This is a genomic window from Marinococcus sp. LNHM4E3-1 (assembly GCF_056034405.1).
On the sequence record NZ_JBQLID010000004.1, the window covers coordinates 240553 to 260674 of the forward strand.

Annotated in this window: 18 protein-coding genes and 2 pseudogenes; 1 reads left to right on the forward strand and 19 read right to left on the reverse strand. The window is 40.8% G+C overall.

The window, feature by feature from the left end; all coding sequences use genetic code 11:
- Position 1: 1 nt before the first annotated feature.
- The 15 genes and pseudogenes from ACTRXI_RS06310 to ACTRXI_RS06380 all read right to left on the reverse strand — a co-directional run bounded on the left by ACTRXI_RS06310 (position 2) and on the right by ACTRXI_RS06380 (position 15156).
- Positions 2-850, reverse strand: a complete 849-nt coding sequence (locus tag ACTRXI_RS06310; protein ID WP_474261611.1) for a carbohydrate ABC transporter permease — start codon at positions 848-850, stop codon at positions 2-4.
- Positions 847-1767 (reverse strand): carbohydrate ABC transporter permease, encoded by a 921-nt coding sequence (locus ACTRXI_RS06315; RefSeq protein ID WP_474261612.1) that lies wholly within the window; start codon positions 1765-1767, stop codon positions 847-849. The genes ACTRXI_RS06310 and ACTRXI_RS06315 overlap by 4 nt, the downstream gene beginning before the upstream one ends.
- A gap of 50 nt (positions 1768-1817) precedes the next feature.
- Complete coding sequence (locus ACTRXI_RS06320) at positions 1818-3152, reverse strand: ABC transporter substrate-binding protein (protein WP_474261613.1); 1335 nt, start codon at positions 3150-3152, stop codon at positions 1818-1820.
- A gap of 822 nt (positions 3153-3974) precedes the next feature.
- Positions 3975-4091 (reverse strand): transposase, encoded by a 117-nt coding sequence (locus tag ACTRXI_RS06325; protein ID WP_474261614.1) that lies wholly within the window; start codon positions 4089-4091, stop codon positions 3975-3977.
- Positions 4052-4540: a transposase gene (locus tag ACTRXI_RS06330; protein WP_474261616.1), complete on the reverse strand. Its 489-nt coding sequence runs from the start codon at positions 4538-4540 to the stop codon at positions 4052-4054. Before ACTRXI_RS06330 ends, ACTRXI_RS06325 begins: the two co-directional genes overlap by 40 nt.
- A 26-nt stretch (positions 4541-4566) precedes the next feature.
- Positions 4567-4782 (reverse strand): annotated as a pseudogene (locus tag ACTRXI_RS06335) (transposase family protein); the annotation flags it as partial.
- A gap of 225 nt (positions 4783-5007) precedes the next feature.
- Entirely contained in the window at positions 5008-5766 is a 759-nt protein-coding gene (locus tag ACTRXI_RS06340) for a YveK family protein (RefSeq protein WP_474261617.1), read from the reverse strand.
- A 145-nt stretch (positions 5767-5911) separates the two neighbouring features.
- The gene (locus tag ACTRXI_RS06345) at positions 5912-7132 is read right to left on the reverse strand and encodes an O-antigen ligase family protein (protein WP_474261618.1); all 1221 of its coding nucleotides are present in this window, start codon (positions 7130-7132) and stop codon (positions 5912-5914) included.
- Entirely contained in the window at positions 7129-8556 is a 1428-nt protein-coding gene (locus tag ACTRXI_RS06350) for an oligosaccharide flippase family protein (protein WP_474261620.1), read from the reverse strand. Before ACTRXI_RS06350 ends, ACTRXI_RS06345 begins: the two co-directional genes overlap by 4 nt.
- Positions 8557-8779: 223 nt before the next feature.
- A complete protein-coding gene (locus ACTRXI_RS06355) occupies positions 8780-9943 on the reverse strand; it encodes a glycosyltransferase (RefSeq protein WP_474261622.1) in 1164 nt (387 codons plus the stop codon).
- 68 nt (positions 9944-10011) lie between these two features.
- A complete protein-coding gene (locus ACTRXI_RS06360) occupies positions 10012-10986 on the reverse strand; it encodes an ATP-grasp domain-containing protein (protein ID WP_474261623.1) in 975 nt (324 codons plus the stop codon).
- A 52-nt stretch (positions 10987-11038) separates the two neighbouring features.
- Entirely contained in the window at positions 11039-11554 is a 516-nt protein-coding gene (locus ACTRXI_RS06365) for a GNAT family N-acetyltransferase (protein ID WP_474261625.1), read from the reverse strand.
- Between the two features lie 13 nt (positions 11555-11567).
- Positions 11568-12194: a sugar transferase gene (locus ACTRXI_RS06370; RefSeq protein WP_474261626.1), complete on the reverse strand. Its 627-nt coding sequence runs from the start codon at positions 12192-12194 to the stop codon at positions 11568-11570.
- 6 nt (positions 12195-12200) lie between these two features.
- Positions 12201-13310 carry a DegT/DnrJ/EryC1/StrS family aminotransferase gene (locus ACTRXI_RS06375; protein ID WP_474261628.1) on the reverse strand — a complete coding sequence of 370 codons (1110 nt, stop codon included), beginning with the start codon at positions 13308-13310 and terminating at the stop codon, positions 12201-12203.
- 28 nt (positions 13311-13338) lie between these two features.
- Positions 13339-15156 (reverse strand): polysaccharide biosynthesis protein, encoded by a 1818-nt coding sequence (locus ACTRXI_RS06380; RefSeq protein ID WP_474261629.1) that lies wholly within the window; start codon positions 15154-15156, stop codon positions 13339-13341.
- Between the two features lie 448 nt (positions 15157-15604).
- On the opposite strand from ACTRXI_RS06380, the pseudogene ACTRXI_RS06385 reads away from it, so the two are divergent.
- A pseudogene (locus ACTRXI_RS06385) lies at positions 15605-16651 on the forward strand (NAD-dependent epimerase).
- A gap of 82 nt (positions 16652-16733) precedes the next feature.
- Here ACTRXI_RS06385 and ACTRXI_RS06390 read toward each other — a convergent pair.
- The 4 genes from ACTRXI_RS06390 to ACTRXI_RS06405 form a co-directional block, all read right to left on the reverse strand.
- Positions 16734-17174, reverse strand: a complete 441-nt coding sequence (locus ACTRXI_RS06390; protein ID WP_474261631.1) for a hypothetical protein — start codon at positions 17172-17174, stop codon at positions 16734-16736.
- Between the two features lie 310 nt (positions 17175-17484).
- Positions 17485-18252 (reverse strand): YveK family protein, encoded by a 768-nt coding sequence (locus ACTRXI_RS06395; RefSeq protein WP_474261632.1) that lies wholly within the window; start codon positions 18250-18252, stop codon positions 17485-17487.
- Entirely contained in the window at positions 18237-19403 is a 1167-nt protein-coding gene (locus tag ACTRXI_RS06400) for a glycosyltransferase family 4 protein (RefSeq protein WP_474261634.1), read from the reverse strand. The genes ACTRXI_RS06395 and ACTRXI_RS06400 overlap by 16 nt, the downstream gene beginning before the upstream one ends.
- A 30-nt stretch (positions 19404-19433) precedes the next feature.
- Positions 19434-20111 (reverse strand): sugar transferase, encoded by a 678-nt coding sequence (locus ACTRXI_RS06405; protein WP_474261636.1) that lies wholly within the window; start codon positions 20109-20111, stop codon positions 19434-19436.
- Positions 20112-20122 lie beyond the last annotated feature (11 nt).

Here is a 20122-nt window from a genome sequence, read left to right on the forward strand (position 1 = left end):
GTTATCCTTTCACCGAACCACCCAGGATCCCGGCAATAAACTGCTTCTGCAGGATCAGGAAGAACACCATGATCGGTACGACGGAAATGGCAGCCCCGAGCGTAATCTGTCCGTAATCAATATCCGACAGACCGATAAGACTCGACAGCGCGACCGGCAGGGTGTACATTTCCCCGGAGTTTAACACGACGAGCGGCCAGATAAAGTTGTTCCACTGGAACATAAACAGGAAGATGGCCACTGCCGCAAGCGCCGGACGCATCGTTGGCAGTACAATTTTGAAAAAGATCCGGAATTCCCCGGCGCCGTCCACCCGCGCGGCTTCGAGCAGCGTTGACGGAATCGCCTGCATGTTCTGGCGCATCAGAAAAATCGCAAACGGATAGGCGAGCTGCGGCAGAATGACCGCCTGGTACGTATTGAGCCAGTTGAGCTCTACAAAGATCCGGAACAATGGAATTAATGTCACGTGATACGGAATCATCATCGACAGCAGCAGCACGAAGAAGATAACGTCACGGCCCTTAAATGTAAACTTCGCAAACGCATAGCCGGCCGCGCTGCATATGAGCAGGCTGAGCACGGTAAACGACAGGGCAATAAAGAGCGAGTTGAACACGACGCGCAGAATGCCGATCGACTCATTTAAGCTGATAAAGTTTTCCACCAGGTAGGTGCCGGGAATCAGCGACGGTGGAATGCTGAAGATTTCCCCCGACGGATTGGTAGCTCCTATAATCATCCAGTAGAACGGAAAAATAGAGATAATGACGCCGACCGCAAGTAGGCTGTACAGCGCAATTTTTTTCGGCAGGTGTTTTCTCTGCGGATTAGCTGTTGAAGTACTCAATCCCGATCACTCCCAAGTCTCAGCTGTATCCAGGACAATACAGCGATAATAATTACAAGCACGTACGCAATCGCCGAGGCGTAGCCGAAGTCAAAGTAGCGGAAGCCCTGGTCGTACAGGTACATAATAACTGTCAGGGTGCTGTTGTTCGGTCCGCCGTTCGTTAAAATGTACGGCTCGTCAAACAGCTGGAGCGTGCCGATGGTGGAAAGCACGACCGTAAACAGGATGACCGGCTTCAGCTGCGGAAGGGTAATGTGAAAAAACTGGCGCACTTTGCCGGCACCGTCGATACTCGCTGACTCGTACAGCTCCTGGGCGACGTTCTGCAGACCGGCAAGCAGAATAACCATGTTGTAGCCGGTCCAGCGCCAGGTGACCACAAGCATAATTGAGACCTTCGCCCAGAACGGATCGTTCAGCCACGAAACTTTTTCAAGACCTATACTCGAAAGCACGTAGTTGACAATGCCGTAGTTACTGTCCAACAGAATGATAAAAATGATGGAGGCCGTCACAAGGGCTGTCACGGATGGGAGAAAAAATGCTATCCGGAAAAAACCGTTAAAGCGGACAAGCGCAGAATTGAGCGTGACCGCAAGCAGGATCGCAAGCGTGATCATAACCGGCACCTGAATAATCAGCAGGGTGAATGTATTAATAAGCGACTGGTAAAACAGGCCGTCATTAAAGAGCCGTATGTAGTTCTGGAAGCCGATAAAGCTCATTTCGCCCCCTTCACTGGCCTGGAAGCTTAATATAAAGGACGAAATTACCGGGTAAACCGTAAAGACGGCAAACAGAAACACGGCCGGAAAAACGAGAATGTAGGGAAAGGTTTTCGGCGTGATCCATTTCTTTTTCGTTTTCGTCTTTTCCCCGACGTGGTCCTGGTTGACGTTATCCAAGTTCGACATGTTGTACCTCCTTATAAAAATGGGAGAGCAGGCGCTCTCCCCTTCATTCGTTATTGTGATGTTTCCCGGCCGGTCTCACTGGCCAGCCGTTCGACTGCATTGTTCATGACATTGCTTGGATCGTTGCCCTCGAGAATGACTGAGGACTGCGCATCCATGATCACGTCTTCCGCCCGCGGGATGTCACTGTTAAATATCGGAGATTCAATATTGTCAGTCGTATCGGCAAGCAGACCGTAGGCCGGCTCGTCGTTAAAGTATTCCACTGGCTCTTCGAAGATTGGATCTTCGTACGTGCTCGTAAGGGACGGGAACAACCCGTACTCTTCGAAGGACTGGATTTGTACGTCTTCACTGGTCGTAAAGTATTCTGCGAATGCATAGGCTGCATCCTGGTTTTCCGAGGATTCGAGCACCGCCAGGTCCGAGCCTCCCGAGTTGGCTGCCTGCGGCGTGCCTTCTTCAAATGTCGGCAGCTCCATTACGCCCCACTGCCCGCTCATGTCCGGGGCCTGATCCATGATGGTACCGCTGTACCAGGCGCCTGTCGGCACCGAAGCCACATCGCCGTTAACGGTCGCCCCGACCATCGCATCCCAGGTGTTGGCGTTATAGATCAATTCCTTCTCGCTCATTTCCGCCATCAGGTCCATGGCAGCCTGCGCTTCATCCGTATCGAGCTGAATTTCACCGTCCTCGTTAAAGTAGTTGACGCCCTGCTGGTTCAAAAACACCCGGTACGGAGAGTCATCCGAAGTCACCTGCACCGGCAGCATGAACGCATCTGTTTCTTCTACGACCTTTTCACCGGCGGCTACGTAATCATCCCACGTTTCAATATCGTCCGCATTTACGCCAGCTTCTTCAAACAGGTCCACCCGGTAAAATACCCCGGCCGGGCCGATATCCCACGGCATCGAAACAAAGTCGCCGTTTTCATCCTGGGCGGCATCCACCTTAAATTCGGTGAATTTGTCCGCATGCTCATCAAAGCCGTTTTCCGACAGGTTCATGAAGCCATCCGGAAACTGGGATTTGTAGTTTTCAAGCTGGGAGGACTCCAGGGACACAACGTCCGGTAGGCCGGAACCGCCGGAGCCAAGGCCAACCGTCAGCCGCTCGTACACGTCATCGGTCGAGCTGTCCTGAACGGTGATTTCCACGTCCGGGTGCTCTTCCATAAACTGCTCGGCCGCTTGCTCCAGTGATGCTGCCGCCACGTTCCACGACCATACCTCCACTTCGCCGCTCAGCTCGCCGTTATCACTTCCGCCGCCGTCGCCTCCGCTGGCACCGCTTCCGCCCCCGCTGTTGCCGCTGCAAGCCGTTAACAGTCCTACCGACGCTGCCCCCGCTACTGCCAATTTCCAATATGATGTTTTCATGAACCCATCCCCCTTAGGTGTGATACCAACTTTTGAAAGTCGTGTATATAGAAGCATATTAAAGCGTTTTCAAAAGTTAGTAAAATAAATTAATTAACTTAGTATTTATTAAACAGTATTTTGTGAACGGTGTCAATAAGATTATTTAGCCCTTGCTTTTATTAAAATAAATAGGCACAATTTTTTATGCAGACTAGAAAAAATCTTATATCTAATGTTGGAGCGCCTAGGCATTATCCAGCGAGCGACATTTGGTATTGATGAGGCAATAACATTTTAGTTCGCAGACGAACTTACCGCTGGAACCCAAAAGCGTTCCGTCTGATCACCTTGGTCTGGTTGCTTAATCTTTCCCTAGTATCATTATGATAATCGAACATAAAGCTATCCAAAATTTTGGCCTGTCAATGTCGGCCAGCGTGGTCAAGTCTCCGGCTTTTTTTGCTAAACACGTGCTTCAACCACTTGCTACTGTAAGACAACAATTTGCGCTGTGCACCAGCTGTCCCTAGTAATCGTGAGCCCCCTGGCCAGCTTGCCCCAGGCCGGACACCAGCTCCCTAGTCGGGCACTGCCCCCTCTGAGGCGCATCATGCCTTCCTGGTCATTGGCATGAAGTACCAGCATCTCTTGGAAGCTTAGGAGCGTTATATTATTATACGTGCGCACGCAAATCTTATTCTGCTTAATTTTTACCAACTCAATTATGTCAAGGTCGGTCAATCTTTGGTTTTCCCAATCTTTTGGTGAAGGAAAACGTGAGTGGATGTAAGAGAAAAGATTATTTTTTCGCTATACCTTCGGCCAGGTATAAAGAACTTTTTAACGCAACAGATCGACGTTGGCCCGGCCATACATTTGACGTTTCATTACCTTAATACGGGTCACGTGGCCTTCCACTAGCCCGTTACTCCAAGGGAAACGATAGGCATTGGCCACGGCGTGCCAGTCCGAATACAAGTAGGTGCTGACGTTTTGCATTTCGGGAATATGGCTTTGACGTATTCCCGGGAGCCGTCCCTGGTAACGATGCGAATCGAAGGATAAGGAGCTAGCCATGCTTTCACGGCTTCCGTCGTTCGCCCGGGAAAAAGACCGATCGATCTTTTCGTTTCCAGATCACAAACCAGGGTGCCATACTGATGCCCTTTCTTCATCGCCCAGTCGTCGAGGTCGATCACCGCAGGGTCTTGGAAGGGACGAAGGGGCTCGCTTCGCACCAAAGCCAAAAACGTATCCGCGCTGACCCGAACGCCATAAAAAGGGACCAGCCGGCTGGCTGCTTCCGCAGCCAGCGAAAAAGCCAGTTTGGTGAGAAAGGATCGAAGCCGGTCGGTTTTTCGGGCGTACGGGTGGCACCAGGACGGATGCCGTTCGGTAAAATACACTGGCTGCAGGCCTGCCGATTACAAAAAAATTTCTGGCACCGAAGGTGAAGGGTTACCGCACGCTCGGCCATGAGGGTATCGGTTAACTTTCGCCGATAATGGCTGTGCATGCGTCCGGATGCATGGCCACAGGACGGACAAACACCGTGAAGAATCGGGTTTTTGAGGTAGACATTCATCTGGCTCGACGACAGGACAACATGTAAACACTCCCAACCGGGATACAAGCAGGACACGTTCATCAAACCGCCCCCTCTTCTTCGTGATACTATTGCTATTCCCCGAAAACATCTTCACCAAAAGATCGGGAGAACCAAAGATCGCCCGGCCTTGACATTTTTTCCATCTCAACAAATACTAAAACTTTTTTCTCTCGACACATAACAAAGGCCTCCGAAATTCATTTCCGGAGGCCTTTGTCTACAATCTGAGAAAACCTTTACTTTAGGTTTTTCTTAAGAAATATATTATGAAGTTTTTCTTTCTTCCCTATTTTTCGAACGCGTATTTTTATTCGAACTTGTTAAATTTGAAGAATTATCTAGCTCATTTTCTCTCATAATAGGAACTACACCTAATATAGGTAAGCCCAATTCTTTTTCTATGTCTTGTTCGTTTTTTATAGATTTATCTAAGAATTCAAGTAGAAAAGCAATGCCTGCCCCTATTACTAAACCAATCACTGAAGCTACCGTTAAAATCAAAATCGGCTGTGGGGAAATTGGATTACCGTCGTTTGCTAATTGTGCTTCAGACAAGACACTGACATTATCTACATCCATAATATTGGGGATTTCATTTTCAAAAGTTTGAGCTAAATTATTAGTTAAAGTTGAAGCCAATTGAGGATTAGAGTCTTCAATACTGACTGTGGCTACTTGAGATTCTTCTTCTGAGGATACTTCAATTTTAGAACGCAAATCTTCTACTGAGCCCTCAAATTCCGTATTTTCAATCACAGGTTCTAGTATAGTAGGACTAGTAATAATTACATTGTATGTACTAATTAAATCTCTGCTAGACTGAAGTTCAGAAGAAGAAACAGTATTACTTTCATTTTGAGATTGATTCACTAGAATCTGCGTCGATGCTTGATATTGCGGGGTCATTACAAAAAAAGTAATAAACGCACTTATTAGCAGGGCCCCAAGTATTACGGTAATAATAAAATTCATTCGTTTTTTTAGGATTTGAAGTACCTCTTTAATATTAATTGTCTCTTCCATAATTTCCTCCAAAATATTACTTTTTCTATCAATAAATTTAGTTTATCATAGTCTAGTTTCAAATCCGATAATATATTTCAGAAATGAGCAATTACAGTTTTTCCCATTTATTTCAAAACATTGTAAACTAATTATTTAAGTTAATTTATTTGAGTTCTTGATTTGCAATAAGCTTTGAAAAGATAAGCGATCGATTTTGTTGGTTTTTACGATTCTCATAATTAACACTTATGACTATTATTACGAAAAAGAAAAAATATCTAAAGTCAAAGAGACTCCCTGAAAACATTGAAACAATTATCATATATAGGGGGAGAACGCTGAACACGGAATTATACTTATGTTTCTGAAAAGTAATTGGCAGTAAGGCAAATAAAAGGAGGGCTATTAATAATATTAAAGCTACAATTCCGGCTTCTAAAAGAACTTCTACTACAATGTTATGGGCATAAGCACCATCAAAGTTAATAGCATAACTATCCAACCCGCTACCTAAAATAAAATTTTGTTTAATTAGATCAAAGGAATGTAAGTATATGGTGTCCCTTCCCGAATAATATATATTTTCTACAAATAATTTTATAAAACGCTCGTTAAAGACTTCAAATGCCAAATTAAATACAGGGAAAAGAAAAGGTATAGTTACTATTATAATTATCAAATGTTTTATCGAAAATGAACGTAAGTATTCTTTTTCTCTTAGTATCATCATAAATAAAAATGCTAAAGTAATAAAAGCTCCTAACATTCCGCCTCGGGAGCCTAACATTATAATGCTTAGTAATTGTAGAAAAGCGAATATTAAATACATATTTTTTTTAGATTGAAAAAATATATATAAATTAGCTACCAAGGAGAAAAAAGCAATTCTAGTAGCTACATTTGGGCCGCTTATTCCAACTCCCCCGCCCTCATTTCCAGTAAAAAAAGAGACTACAAGGATTGAAAAGTAAAGCATTCCTATCCCTGAGAGTAGCTTAGCAAGTGGATTTATTAATAGTTGGGAATTCTCAACTAATTTAAAAGTCACAAAAATAATTGATATTAAAATAAACATAACTAAAATATCGATGAATTTTAATATTGAAACCATCTTTTCTTCACTTTGGAAAAACGAAAATAAAGTTATTACGATAAATATATAAAAGATAAAATAAAATAAATTATATAAACTACCTTTATAATAAATCTTCTTGTAAGTAACGATTGTCAACAAGAATATGATTACATTTATTACTGAAAATACATATAATAATTTAATATTTGGGAGATTATCGCTAATTCTATCTAATGAAAAGTCTCCTGCAAATAAAGTTAAAAAACATGATATAAATAATAGTTTTCTTAGATCAAAATTTATACTCATTCTCCCACCTTAAATCTTTTAATAATGTGTAAAATCGTTTTCATCTCAAAACTAAAAACTATTAATATATAAATTATTAATCCTACTAAGCATTGTATAATAAAACTTAAAACTTCCGATTCAGTATTAATAAAGCTCGAGATAGCGAACTTCATTGTTATGTAGGAAATCAAAAACATTATTAGAGGTTTTAACAATGATAAATATAGACTAAATAATTTCATTCTTAAAGTTTTCGCTATACTGTACAAAAAAAAGTTATCTAATATTAAAGAATGGACTAATATAAATATCGCTGTAGTTAAAAGGCTGTATTGAGTTCCAATGACCAATACAAATATTAAAAAAATTAAAGACCATAAATTAAATTTAAAATCTTTTTCCGGAAAGCCCATGCCCTGAAATACAAAACCTATTAATGTTGATAAAGATGATGTTATGCCTACTAGCATCAATATTTGAAGAACAGGTATAGCTTCTTTCCATTGCTCTCCATATACTATTAGAATAAATTCCTCGGCGAAAAATACTAAGCTTAAACAGAAAGGAATGATAAAATACATTAGCGTAACAATAATATTGAATAATTCTTTACTATTTTTTGAATTATCTTGTTTTTGTTTACTAACTCGCGGCAATAAAACTTTTCCAATAGATCCTGATAAATAAAATCTAGCTACGGTACTCCATTGGAAAGCTATTGAATAAATCCCTAAGTTTCTATCCCCAAGTATAGACCCAATTAAAAAATAATCAACATTATTCCTGCTAAAATTTGCAAATTTAGCTCCTAGTACATTTACGCTATACCTTACTATTTCTTGAAAAGAAGACCAATTGAAAAAACCGGTGATTCTTACCCTTTCAACATATAATAAAAAGAGGCTTTGTATAGCCGGTCTAAATATTATTCTAGAAGCTACCGCAAAATAATAAGCATTCAAAAAAAATAGAAAGAATGTTATGATTACGCCTATCAGCTCCGACATAATATTAATTTTAGCTAAAGTATTAAATTTATTTTTTTTCATTAGATTCGCGCGACTCGATATTCCTAAGGAACCTAGTATCAGACCTGCAGTTGAAAAATATAGTATATACTCTATATTACTATTACCAAAGATATTAGCAATGTTTTCAGCAAAAATGGCTATCAAAACACAAAAAAATATAGAGATAAAGATATTAGCAAAAAATACGGTGTTTTTTATAGAAGAAGTAACTTCATCTTTATAAATAATAAAAGAACTAAATCCAGCTTCTTGAATAGTTATTATTAATACAATAAATATTATAGCTGCGTTTGCTCCGCCAATGATTTCTGGATTGAGAAGCCTCGCTAATACTACCATAGTTAATAATCCTATCAACTGTACTCCGATATTACCGAAGATACTCCATAAAGAGTTTTTTAAAAAATTCATCTTTCCACCTATTCTATATTACTTCAACTTATTTATTTTTTTAGGAAATTAAATCCTCTACCTTAATTTTTGTAGCTTATTTTAAAACTTTTTTAACGTATTAAACTAGTTATTAAATAAAAAACATTTATAAAACGGATAATAAAACTTCTATCAGTGTGAAAAGTATTTATAGCTTTTTTTGCTAAATTATCATATTCAAATATACAAATCATTAAATACATTACCTGGTACTCTCTGCTTTTTCCCAAAAAGGTTTGGATTTTCCAGTAACTTTGTTATATGTTCCTACCAGTTGAGCAATAAGAGTGAGTGTGTAATAATATGGAAAATGAAAAATCTTATTCTCGAAGTTAAATAGCTTTTTCATTAAAGCTAATAGATAGAATAGAATTTGTAATATAAATGTGCAAATGTAAATTAAATGCTCTCCAAGGATAATTGAATTTGAAAGAAATATTATTATATGGAGGATAAATAGTAAGCGACGTAAAGCCCGATGGCTAAAATAAAAATAACTAAACCAACCGTATTCAAATAAATTATATTTTTTAAAGTCTCTATAAACAGATTCTATTCCGCCTCTAAACATACGAACTTTTCTTTTAAATTCATCTTCAGAAGTTTCGCCAGCTTTTTCATAAGCAATAGCCTTTTCGTTAAATAAGGCTTTTTTATGATTGAGCGCTGCATACGTTGGCATAGCAGAATCGTGACTTTTTATTGGTTCAAAATTAATGTATTCTGATTTTTTTATAGCATAAACGGCCCCATTACCTGCTGTAATTGTTTTAGTATTTGATTCCACTTTCCTCATAAATAAGTCATAATTCCAATATCTGTTTTCAGCTTCACTAGTACTTGAGTCTAAACTATTAACATAAGCCAGTTTTCCAGTAACATAAATTACTTCATTATCTGTAAAAGATGAAACCAAATGGATTATTGCATCTTTGTCTAATATGGCATTGGCATCGCTAAAAACTAATATTTTTCCACTAGCAATTTCCGCCGCTTCATTTTGAGCGTTAGTTTTTCCCATTCTTTTTTCTACAATGTATAATTTTATATTATACTCAGGGAAGTTCTCTTGAAAATCCTGTACTATTTGATTTGTTCTATCGTCACTATTATCTGAAGAGATTATAATTTCCAGATGCTCTTTGGGGTAATTAAGGCTCGTTAAATTTTTTAATTTATTTTCAATAACAGTTTCTTCATTATGAACTGGGATTATTATTGTAACAGCAGGCCTTAAAGAAAGATCAGTGTAATTATTTTTTTTCTTTACAAATTTATTGATAATATATAAAGAAACTGGGTAGCCTATCACAGCATGAAATATTAAAAATAGAAAAATCCAAAATAGGATTTCTAGTAAAATCAATTTAAATCTCTCCAATTCCTAGTTAAGGGTTATGATAATGGGGGAGTTATATTTCTAAATATAAGTCACTACCCTCTAAAAAATTTCACCTCATTGAATTTCATCATATAATTACCTTCATTATATCGACCAATTGACTCTTCATTTATTTTTCCATTTATATTATTTAGAATCATTTGTGGAACATTCATTCCATTCTCGTAAGCATGAGGGAAGCCCCCCCCAAAGCGAGGATTAACTTCAGATATATAATATTCACCATTCATTTTAAAAACATCTAAATCAATTATCCCTCTATAGCCCGCGGATTTCACAAATTCCCTTACTAATTTAGTTAATTTCTCATCTTTTATAGATATAGATTTATCTGTTTCTCCTGCCCTCATTTTGATTTTCTCTTTAATAAATATTTCAATTGGTTCTCCACTTATTAGATCGATGTATACGTCAATTCCGTATTCCTGACCTTCCATAAATTCTTGAATCATTAAATTATTAAAGCGATTAAACAAAAGCTCAATTTCTTCTGTTGAACTAACTTTGTTTATATTGATACTAGCGCTACCTTTGACAGGTTTTACAAAAACCGGATAGGAAATTTTTTCCTCATCAATTGCTTTTAAAAATTCATTTTTATTTATGTAGCTTTTTAAAGTATTATAATTATTATTGATTAAGAATTTAAACATTTTGTATTTGTCAAAACAAGTTTCCACAACTTCGTAACTTGGGTTGATGGGTATTGTATTTATTTTTAGGAATTCATTTTCGTATTGTGCTAATATGCTAATCTCGGGATCTATCAAAGACAATACGGCTTTTACATTATTTTCTTCACAAATAGAAAATATAGTATCTAAATATGAATTTTCATGGATTTTTGGAACAATAAAATATTTATCGGCATCGTACAAAGCTGGAGCAAGAGGACTACAATCAGTAGCTATAACTTTTCCTCTTCCTTTTAATTCTTCCTTAAAGTATTGCACTATTTTATTACGTGATCCACAACTGAGTATTAATATGTTTAAGTCTTCCTCCATTTACTCTTTCCTCCAAAAATTTTTATAAGATTATACTTTCTAATTTTCTACTTTAAAATAAGAATTTTTCCATTATAATTAAGTTTTTATACTCGCCTTTAATAAACCTTTCTTCTTCAAGTTCTCCTACTTTTTTGTAACCTAGTCGTTCCCAAAACAATATAGCTGCATTGTTGTCTAAAACCACATTTAATTTTACTTTTCTAATATTAAGATATTCTTTAGCGAAATTTTCTACTAACTCACACGATTCTTTTCCATACCCTTTACCTTTCGATTCTTTATTACCAATGTAAACACCTAATTCACAAGTACGATGAATCCAATTAATATTATATAAACCTATCATACCTAAAGGCGTGTTATTATTTTCACAAATAATAAATCTTTTTGAACTTCCTGAAGTATCAATCATAGAATCCATCCAGTTTTCTTGTTGATCTATAGAAACTGGCATAAAACCGCCACCGAGATATTTAAATGTTTCTTCATCGTTTTTCCACTTATTTAAATTGCCAAGATCCTCTTTTAAAAGTGGACGAAGATATAAATTTTTTCCTTTAATCAAATTTCCACCTCATTTAATTTTTTTTTGTCTTCTCTTCAGTAGAGTGCATATAGACATTTTCAGGTTTGAATAATTTGCTAATTGTTTTCATAAGTATTTTAATATCGAGCCATAAATTAAAAGATTCTACATATTTGTTATCTACTTTTATTCTTTCGTCCCAGCTTACTGAGTTTCGGACAGTGACTTGAGTTAAACCAGTCACGCCTGGGAGCATTGCGAAACGCTTTTTAGCTTCCTCTGAATAATTCTCATAACCATCATAGGGAAAATAAGGCACCGGTGGTCTAGGCCCTACGAGACTCATTTGTCCAATGATAACATTAAATAACTGTGGGAGTTCATCCAAACTAGTTGAGCGTAGAGTTTTCCCCACTTTTGTAATCCGAGCATCGTTAATGTTTTTAACAGTTAAGCCGTCTCCAGTATTTTCAGCATTTTCTACCATTGTGCGGAACTTTAAGATACGAAAAACTTTTCCATTCTTTCCAATCCTTTTTTGTTTGAAAAAAACAGGCCCTTTTGAAGTGGTTTTAATTGTAAAGGCAATTACAACCAACAAAGGCGAGATGGTGATAACACTTATTAAGCTACCAAAAAAATCTATTATTCTTTTTAAAAATAAATTTGTATTTCTCATTATCAATCACCACAATCTTTTTATATTATTTACTATTTTGTATAGTTCTTCATCAGTCATTTTCGTGTCTGAAGGCAAACAAAGTCCTTTCTTAAATAAATCCTCTGCTACCTCTCCTCCCACAACGTCGTATTTTTCAAAAAAGGGTTGCATGTGCATTGGCTTCCAAATAGGTCTAGCTTCGATATTCTCTTTCTCTAAAGCTTCAATCACTTCTATTGTCCTTATCTTTCCATTTAAAGTTAAGCTACTTAACCAATAGTTAGGGGAATCCCATTCATTAACAGGCATAAATTCAACCCCTTCCAAATGACCTAACTCACTTTTATAAAAATTGAATATATATTTCTTTTTTTCAACTCGTTGATCTAAAACCTTTAGCTGGCCTCTTCCAATTCCTGCCGCTACATTACTAAGACGATAATTGTAGCCTAGTTCACTGTGTTCATAATGCCTAGCCTGATCTCTTGATTGCGTGGCCCAAAATCTTGCTTTATCAATTTTTTCTTCATCATTGGAAACCAGTATCCCTCCGCCTGAAGTAGTGATAATTTTATTTCCGTTAAACGAAAATATTCCGTAGTCTCCAAACGTACCCGTATGCTTTCCTTTATAATGCGTTCCTAAGGACTCAGCTGCATCTTCTATTAGGACGACGTTGTTTTTATTACATATTTCAGTAATTCTATCCATGTCTGCCGACAGTCCATAAAGATGCACAATAATAACAGCTTTTACTTCTGGATGCTTTTTAAAAGCTTCTTCTAGAGCTTCCGGATCCATGTTCCACGTTTTGTAATCACTATCTATGAATACTGGAACCGCATTTTGATAAATGATAGGATTTGCTGTAGCAGAAAACGTTAAGGTTGGACAAAACACTATATCTCCATCACTAACGTCCGCAGCTTTTAAAGCCAGATGTATAGCTGCTGTTCCCGTCGTCAAAGCTGCAGCATGTCTACTACCAACTTTAGCTGCCAGTTCATTTTCAAACTCATTTACGTTGTTACCTAACGGCGCAATCCAATTAGTATCAAACGCTTCCTGTACATACTCCATTTCATAACCTTCATCACTCATGTGAGGAGAGGATAGATATATTTTTTCACTCATAGTCTGAAACCGTCCTTAATAATTATATTTATTTTAAAGTCGCAATGTTTTGTTTGTCTTTAACTCTATTATTGGCAATCTCTAATGCTAAACGAATGATTTCTTTTTTCTCTAATCTATCGCATTTCTGTGTAAATCTAAATACTTCATTAATATTCAATTCATTTGCTTTTCCAACATATATTTTTGGATAAATTTGTTCTTGCACTTCTTCTTTACTGAGAAGTTCTTCATACATTTTTTCACCTGGACGGATACCGCTAAATTTAATGCCAATCTCATCCACCGTATAACCAGAAAGCTTAATCAAGTTTTTCGCAAGATCTACGATCCTTACCGGCTCGCCCATATCAAGTACGAAAATTTCTCCACCTTTCGCAAGAGCCCCGGCTTGAATAACCAGTCTTGAAGCTTCCGGAATGGTCATGAAATAGCGAACCATTTCAGGATCTGTAACGGTGACAGGGCCTCCGTTTTGAATTTGCTTCTTAAATAGAGGAATAACGCTCCCCCGGCTACCGAGCACATTGCCGAAGCGTACTGCTACAAATTTGGTTTTGCTGACCGTGTCCATATGCTGCACAATCATTTCGGCCAATCGTTTGGTCGCACCCATCACACTTGTTGGGTTGACTGCTTTATCAGAGGAAACCATTACAAACGTGTTTACTCCGGCATGATCAGAAGCTTCAGCCGTATTCTTTGTTCCCAAAGCGTTGTTTTTTACCGCTTCTTCAGGGTTACGTTCCATCAGCGGTACATGCTTATGTGCTGCAGCATGGAATACGACGTGCGGTTTTCTGTTTTTAAAGATTTGCATCAGCTTGCTTTTGTCCTGAATATCAGCTATCTCTGTAGAGATATTTAATTCAGGGAGACTGTTTCTAAGCTCCATTTCAATAGAATAAATACTGTTCTCCCCGTGCCCAAGGAGCACAATTTCTTCTGGAGAAAAACGGGAGATCTGCCGGCAGATCTCCGAGCCGATGGACCCTCCGGCTCCTGTGACCAGCACTCGTTTGTTAGTAATAGAATCAGCAATACCTTCTACGTCCAGCTTTACCGGCTCACGTCCGAGTAAATCTTCTACATCCACGTCTTTGAAATGGGTGACCTCAACTTTTCCAAGCATAATATCTTCCATGCGTGGCAGTGTTTGAGTTCTTACCCTTGTCTCTGAACATACATTGACAATCTGATTTAACTCCTCACTTTCAAGTGAAGGCACCGCAATAATAATATGCTCAATCGAAAATTTTTCTACTGCTTTTTTTACATCTCTTATTGATCCATAAACAGGGAGGTCCATAATTTCAAGACCCTGTTTGGAAGGATTGTCGTCCAGGAAAGCGACAGGCAGAAGCCCTGAACTTGTTTCCTGTGTTAACTGCCTCGCCACCATTGTCCCTGCTGAACCCGCTCCCACGATCAGTGTCTTCTTTCCATCTTTATTGTTCGAAACGTAAGCATCTCTATATAGACGCCAAGTCATTCTCGAACCACCGATAAGAATCACATGCGCCATCCAGGTCATAATTAAAGTACGTGCGTAAAATTCCTGAAAGACCACCATTTGCATCAAAGCTGTAATAGCTATTGATATAGTTACTGCATACACAATCGATTTAATTTCCTTTGCGCTCGCGTATTCCCATGCTTTTTTATATAGCTTAAAATAATAAGCACAGACGTGATGCACAGCCAACAGTACTGCTGAACTAGTAACCAAAACGTTATCAACCGGGCGTATATCTGCTGCCAGTATAAAATTACAAATAAATATGGAAAAAATAACTATAGCTGAGTCTAAAAAAATTAAAGCCAATAATCTCTGCTTCAATCCCATGGTTTTCTCTACTCCTTCGTATAAGTAATAATTAAATCCGAACATCTACTTATTTCTTCTTTAGAATAACAATACGAGTTATTATGTATTGAATGAATTTACAGACTCGATCTTATTGGATTAATACAATTGAGTATTATACATTAATTCTTTCATTATGTAATTCAAAGGCATATTTTAAAACCCAAACTATACTTAACATTAATACAAACTTATTTTCCTCTTGATTGGCAATAATTTCAACAGCTAAACTGGATTTTTTAGGAAAAAACTACTAAAATATAACTTCGTAGCGCTTCTTTAATCTTGCGCTAACTTCATAATAAATAACATAATTTTCCTTTGTCCATTTCGCAAAAGAATTTATTTGTTATATGATCGATATGTTTTCTTAAATGGGTTAACAATTAACATAATAAAAATATTAAATATTAATGGGGTACGCAGTATGATTTTAGTGACAGGAAGTAATGGCTTTGTAGGTATGCATACAGCCAAACGTCTGTTGGAAGAAGGCTATGAAGTCGTCGGGGTTGATAACAATAACGATTACTATGACGTGAACTTAAAGTATAGCAGACCGGAGCGGCTGGAAAAACACGACGAATTTCACTTTTATGAAATAGACCTGGCTGACGCTGCTGCACTTCAGGATATTTTTCATACATATACGATCACGGCCGTTATCAATCTAGCCGCACAGGCGGGTGTCCGGTACAGCCTGGAGCGCCCGGATAAATACATTCAATCCAACATTGTCGGCTTTTCGAACATTCTGGAAATGTGCCGGCACCATCAGGTAGAGCATCTGATTTATGCTTCTTCCAGCTCGGTGTACGGGGCGAACAAAAAAATGCCGTTCTCTCCGGAGGACGGGGTGAATCACCCGGTCAGACTGTATACGGCGACGAAGAAGTCGAACGAACTGCTCGCACACACGTACAGTCACCTGTATGACTTCCCAACCACCGGCCTCCGGTTCTTTACGGTGTACGGAACGTTCGGACGCCCGGACATGGCCTATTTCAAATTTGCCAATAAAATCGTGAACGGGTAACCGATCCAGGTGTACAACAACGGTGACATGATGCGGGACTTTACGTATATTGATGACATTGTGGAGGGCATTGTGCGTTTGGTTCCGGCAGCTCCGAGCGGTGACCCAGAGTGGGACGCCGAGGATCCTGATCCGTCGACGAGCTACGCTCCCTACCGCGTACACAACATCGGCAACAACCAGCCAGTCGCTCTGATGGAATTTATCGAAACCCTCGAAAAGCACCTGGGCGTGGAAGCCCGGAAGGAATACCTGCCGATGCAGCCCGGAGACGTGCAGGCGACGTACGCCAACATTGACAGCCTGCAGAAGGCCGTCGGGTTCAAGCCGGTAACCTCTCTTGATGAGGGTATCGGAAAATTCGTGGACTGGTATAAAAACTATTATCCGGAGTATTTCTCTGTGGAAGCCGCTTCGAAAAATAAATCCAACCATTAAACACAATAAAGCAGCCTGCCGACGATTGTCAGCAGGCTGCTTTTTATATTCTATTTCTATGTATTCCTTTAAGCGAAAAAACTTATGAAGGCTGCGGCTTAACGTTAGCTTTCCTGAGACCAAAACGGTGGACCATAATCAGCGTCTGCTCCATCGCACGTATCGTATTTGGAGTCACGAAGATAGCTTTCATATTCTCCCCAAGCAGCACCTGCTTACCCGCGTCCAATGACTCTTCTTTTACTTCGACGATATATTCCAGCCCGTGCGGCGGCTGTTCTTCCGAGGCCATATATAAGTTTTGCCACTCGGTTTCTGCGAGCAGCTCCTGCATTTGATCCCACTGCACGTAATTACGGATGAGCCGGTTCATGTCCTCGTACATGTAATGCTCTTTATTCACCTGGTAATAACGCCGGTTCTGCACCGGGCGCCCGATGATCAGCTCCATGTCGCTCAGCCGCTTTAGTTCCACACGTATCGCATTGGCTGAATCGTTGAACTCTCGGACAATTCTTCGCAAATACGTTTCCTCCTCGTATAAAAAAAACTTTACGAGTAACCGTAATCTTGTTTTGGATGTAACTAATTGATGCAGCAACGATTTTCCTCCTCCGACGGCGATAATTTCTTCATATCTATTTTTATTTCTATTCATTAAGCCTACACACGATTTTGTTCCTATTTAATCCATCGGCTGTTTTCACAAGATTCTGAAGGTCATTTGAAAAGTAATTTCAAAAATCCCTTTTGTTATGTTTTTTTCTGCATGCAGAAAAAAGCGTTGCGTGGTCGCACTACGCAACACTTTTTCCCCTTGTAGAACTATTTCTTTATGAAGTCTTTTGTTTGGAAACCGTCACACCTTTACCTTCTGATTGCGTGATTTCTTCTAATTCAATCACCTCTTCGGACCTGTCCTGTTTTTGATCGGCAATAAAAGTGATAATACCGAGAACCGGAAGGCCCAGTTCGTTTTCAATATCCTTTTCCTCTTTAATCGACCGGTCAAAGTATTCGCGTACAAACGCAAATCCGATACCGATCATCGCGCCGATCAAGAGAGCAAGCGCTATATTAAAAAGCGGCTGCGGCGATACCGGTTCTTCCGCCTCGGCTAATTTGGCTGGTGCCAGCACGCTGACATTGTCCACGCTCATAATATTTGGCACTTCACGCTCAAACACCCGGGCTGTCGTATTGGCCGTCGTGACCGCCGTTTTCGCGTCCGTGTCCTCCACCGTAATCGAGGCCACCTGCGACTCATTTTCTCCCGCTACGGTAATCTGTGACTGCAGCTCTTCCACAGTTTGATTCAGGCCGGCCTCCTGGATTACCTGCTCGAGAATCGGCGCGCTCATAATAATAACGTTGTACGTGTTTATATAAGCCAGGTTCGCTTCCAGCCCGGTACCGGGTGCTGCGTTCTCCTCCGGCTCCTGATTCACAAGAATCTGCGCCCGGGCTTCATACACCGGGGTCATGAGCAGATACGTGTACGCTGCTCCAACCGCACCCCCGATGATAGCGAAGGCTGCGATTGCCAGAGCGTATTTTTTCAGGACACTCAACACCTTTGCTGCGCTCATGGTTTTTTCCATACGACCCTCCTGGGCGTCTGACCTGGAGTGAGATGCGTTTTACGTACGTATTCAAGCAGCTCTGTGAAGGATGCCCGTGACCCGGTAAAGCTCCATTGCTCCGTCAGCCGCCGGGCTTCTTCGGCAGCTCTTTTGCGTTCCAGCTCCGCGAAAGTCCTTTCTATCGCCCTGGCTATTTGCCTGCTGTCATCGGGATGGACGGTGTAACCGTTCACGCCCTCCTTCACGAGATCGGGCGCGCATCCGCAGTTTTCTGACACTATAACCGGCAGACCCGCGGCCAGCGCTTCGTTAACAACCAGCCCCCACGGCTCTATGAGGGAGGGAAGGATAAACGTATCCCCAAGCATATAATGCTGGAACACATCCTCCTGCCGGGACAGAAATCCGGTAATAATAAGCTTTACTCCGGCTTGCCGGGCCTGCTTTTGCAGCTCCTCCTCCTGTCCGCCGCCCCCGATAACGAACACAGTCACCGGATTTTCCATTGCGCCAACCGCTTCGATCACCTTTGACATATTTTTAATCGCGATCAGGCGGCCGGAATACACGAGCACCTGCTCATCCGGCGTGAGGCCGTATTTGTTTCGCAGCTTTTCACGGTAGTAATCGCGATGATGAGCGAGTTCCTGAATCGAAACGCCATCCACTGAGAGGTACTGGTTGTAGATACGTGCTTCCGGATAGCCGAACACGTCGGCAAAGTAGCGTCGGCTCGCCTCCCCGTTCCCAAAAATGGCAGCGGAATGCTCGACCACGAGTGCTTTCAGCTTATGCTTGTAGCCGCCGGGCTCCTCCTGCAGCCTTGGGATGCTGATCCCGTCATACAAAAGCACGTACGGCTTCCGGTACATCCGGCACAGGAGACTGAGCGCAATATAGGTTGGCTTTTCATACCCGCCGATCACTATCAGATCATGGGTGCTCACAATATGGTGCAGTCCGGCGTTCATCCTTCCCGCTTTGCCGAGCTGAACGCCGGGAAGATCAATTTCCTTGTACCCTTCAGCCGCAGTCATCTTCCAGGCCCGGTTTTTACTTGGCCGGTCAGTGTAATACACCGTGATTTCGGTATCCGGAATACGGGCAAATTCGTTCCACTGCAGCGTCCGGTACGGTGCACGCAAATTCGTAACAAAGGCAATTTCCATCTGGCTGCTCCTTTCTATGAGTCTCCCGCTTCAGCTTGCGTTTCTTTTTAATACCATGTTCAGGCAGGTCCAGACGATAATTTTCATATCAAGCACCGTGCTGCGCGTTTGAATGTACAGGAGATCGAGCTGCACCATCTCTTCAAATCCGACACTGTTACGGGCGGTCGCCTGCCAGAGACCGCTGCATCCCGGTTTTACATTCAGTCGCTGCATATGATACTCGCTGTAGTATTTGACCTCCCGCGGAAGCGGCGGACGCGGGCCGACCAGACTCATGTCGCCTTTGACCACGTTCCACAGCTGGGGAAGCTCGTCGATGCTCGTTTTTCGGATCCACCGGCCGACTTTGGTAACGCGAGGGTCCTCGGCCATCTTAAACATCAGGCCGCTTACTTCGTTTTGATCCTGCAGCGCTTCCCACCGTGCTTCAGCGTCTGTCGCCATTGAGCGGAACTTATACATCGTAAACGGCGTGCCATCTTTTCCGCAGCGGGTCTGTTTAAAAAATACCGGGCCTTTCGGATCTTCGAGCTTAATCAGCAGCGCAGTTAACGCAAACAGCCAGCCGAGCAGGATAATTCCGGCAGCGGCCAATACAAGATCGGCCAGGCGCTTCGTTACCCCGTAATACCGCTTCGTCTGTATAGGCTCCAGAGACGGGTGGACTTCCTTCACAATGCCATCGGCCTGTCGTTTTGTTTCCATCAGCATATTCC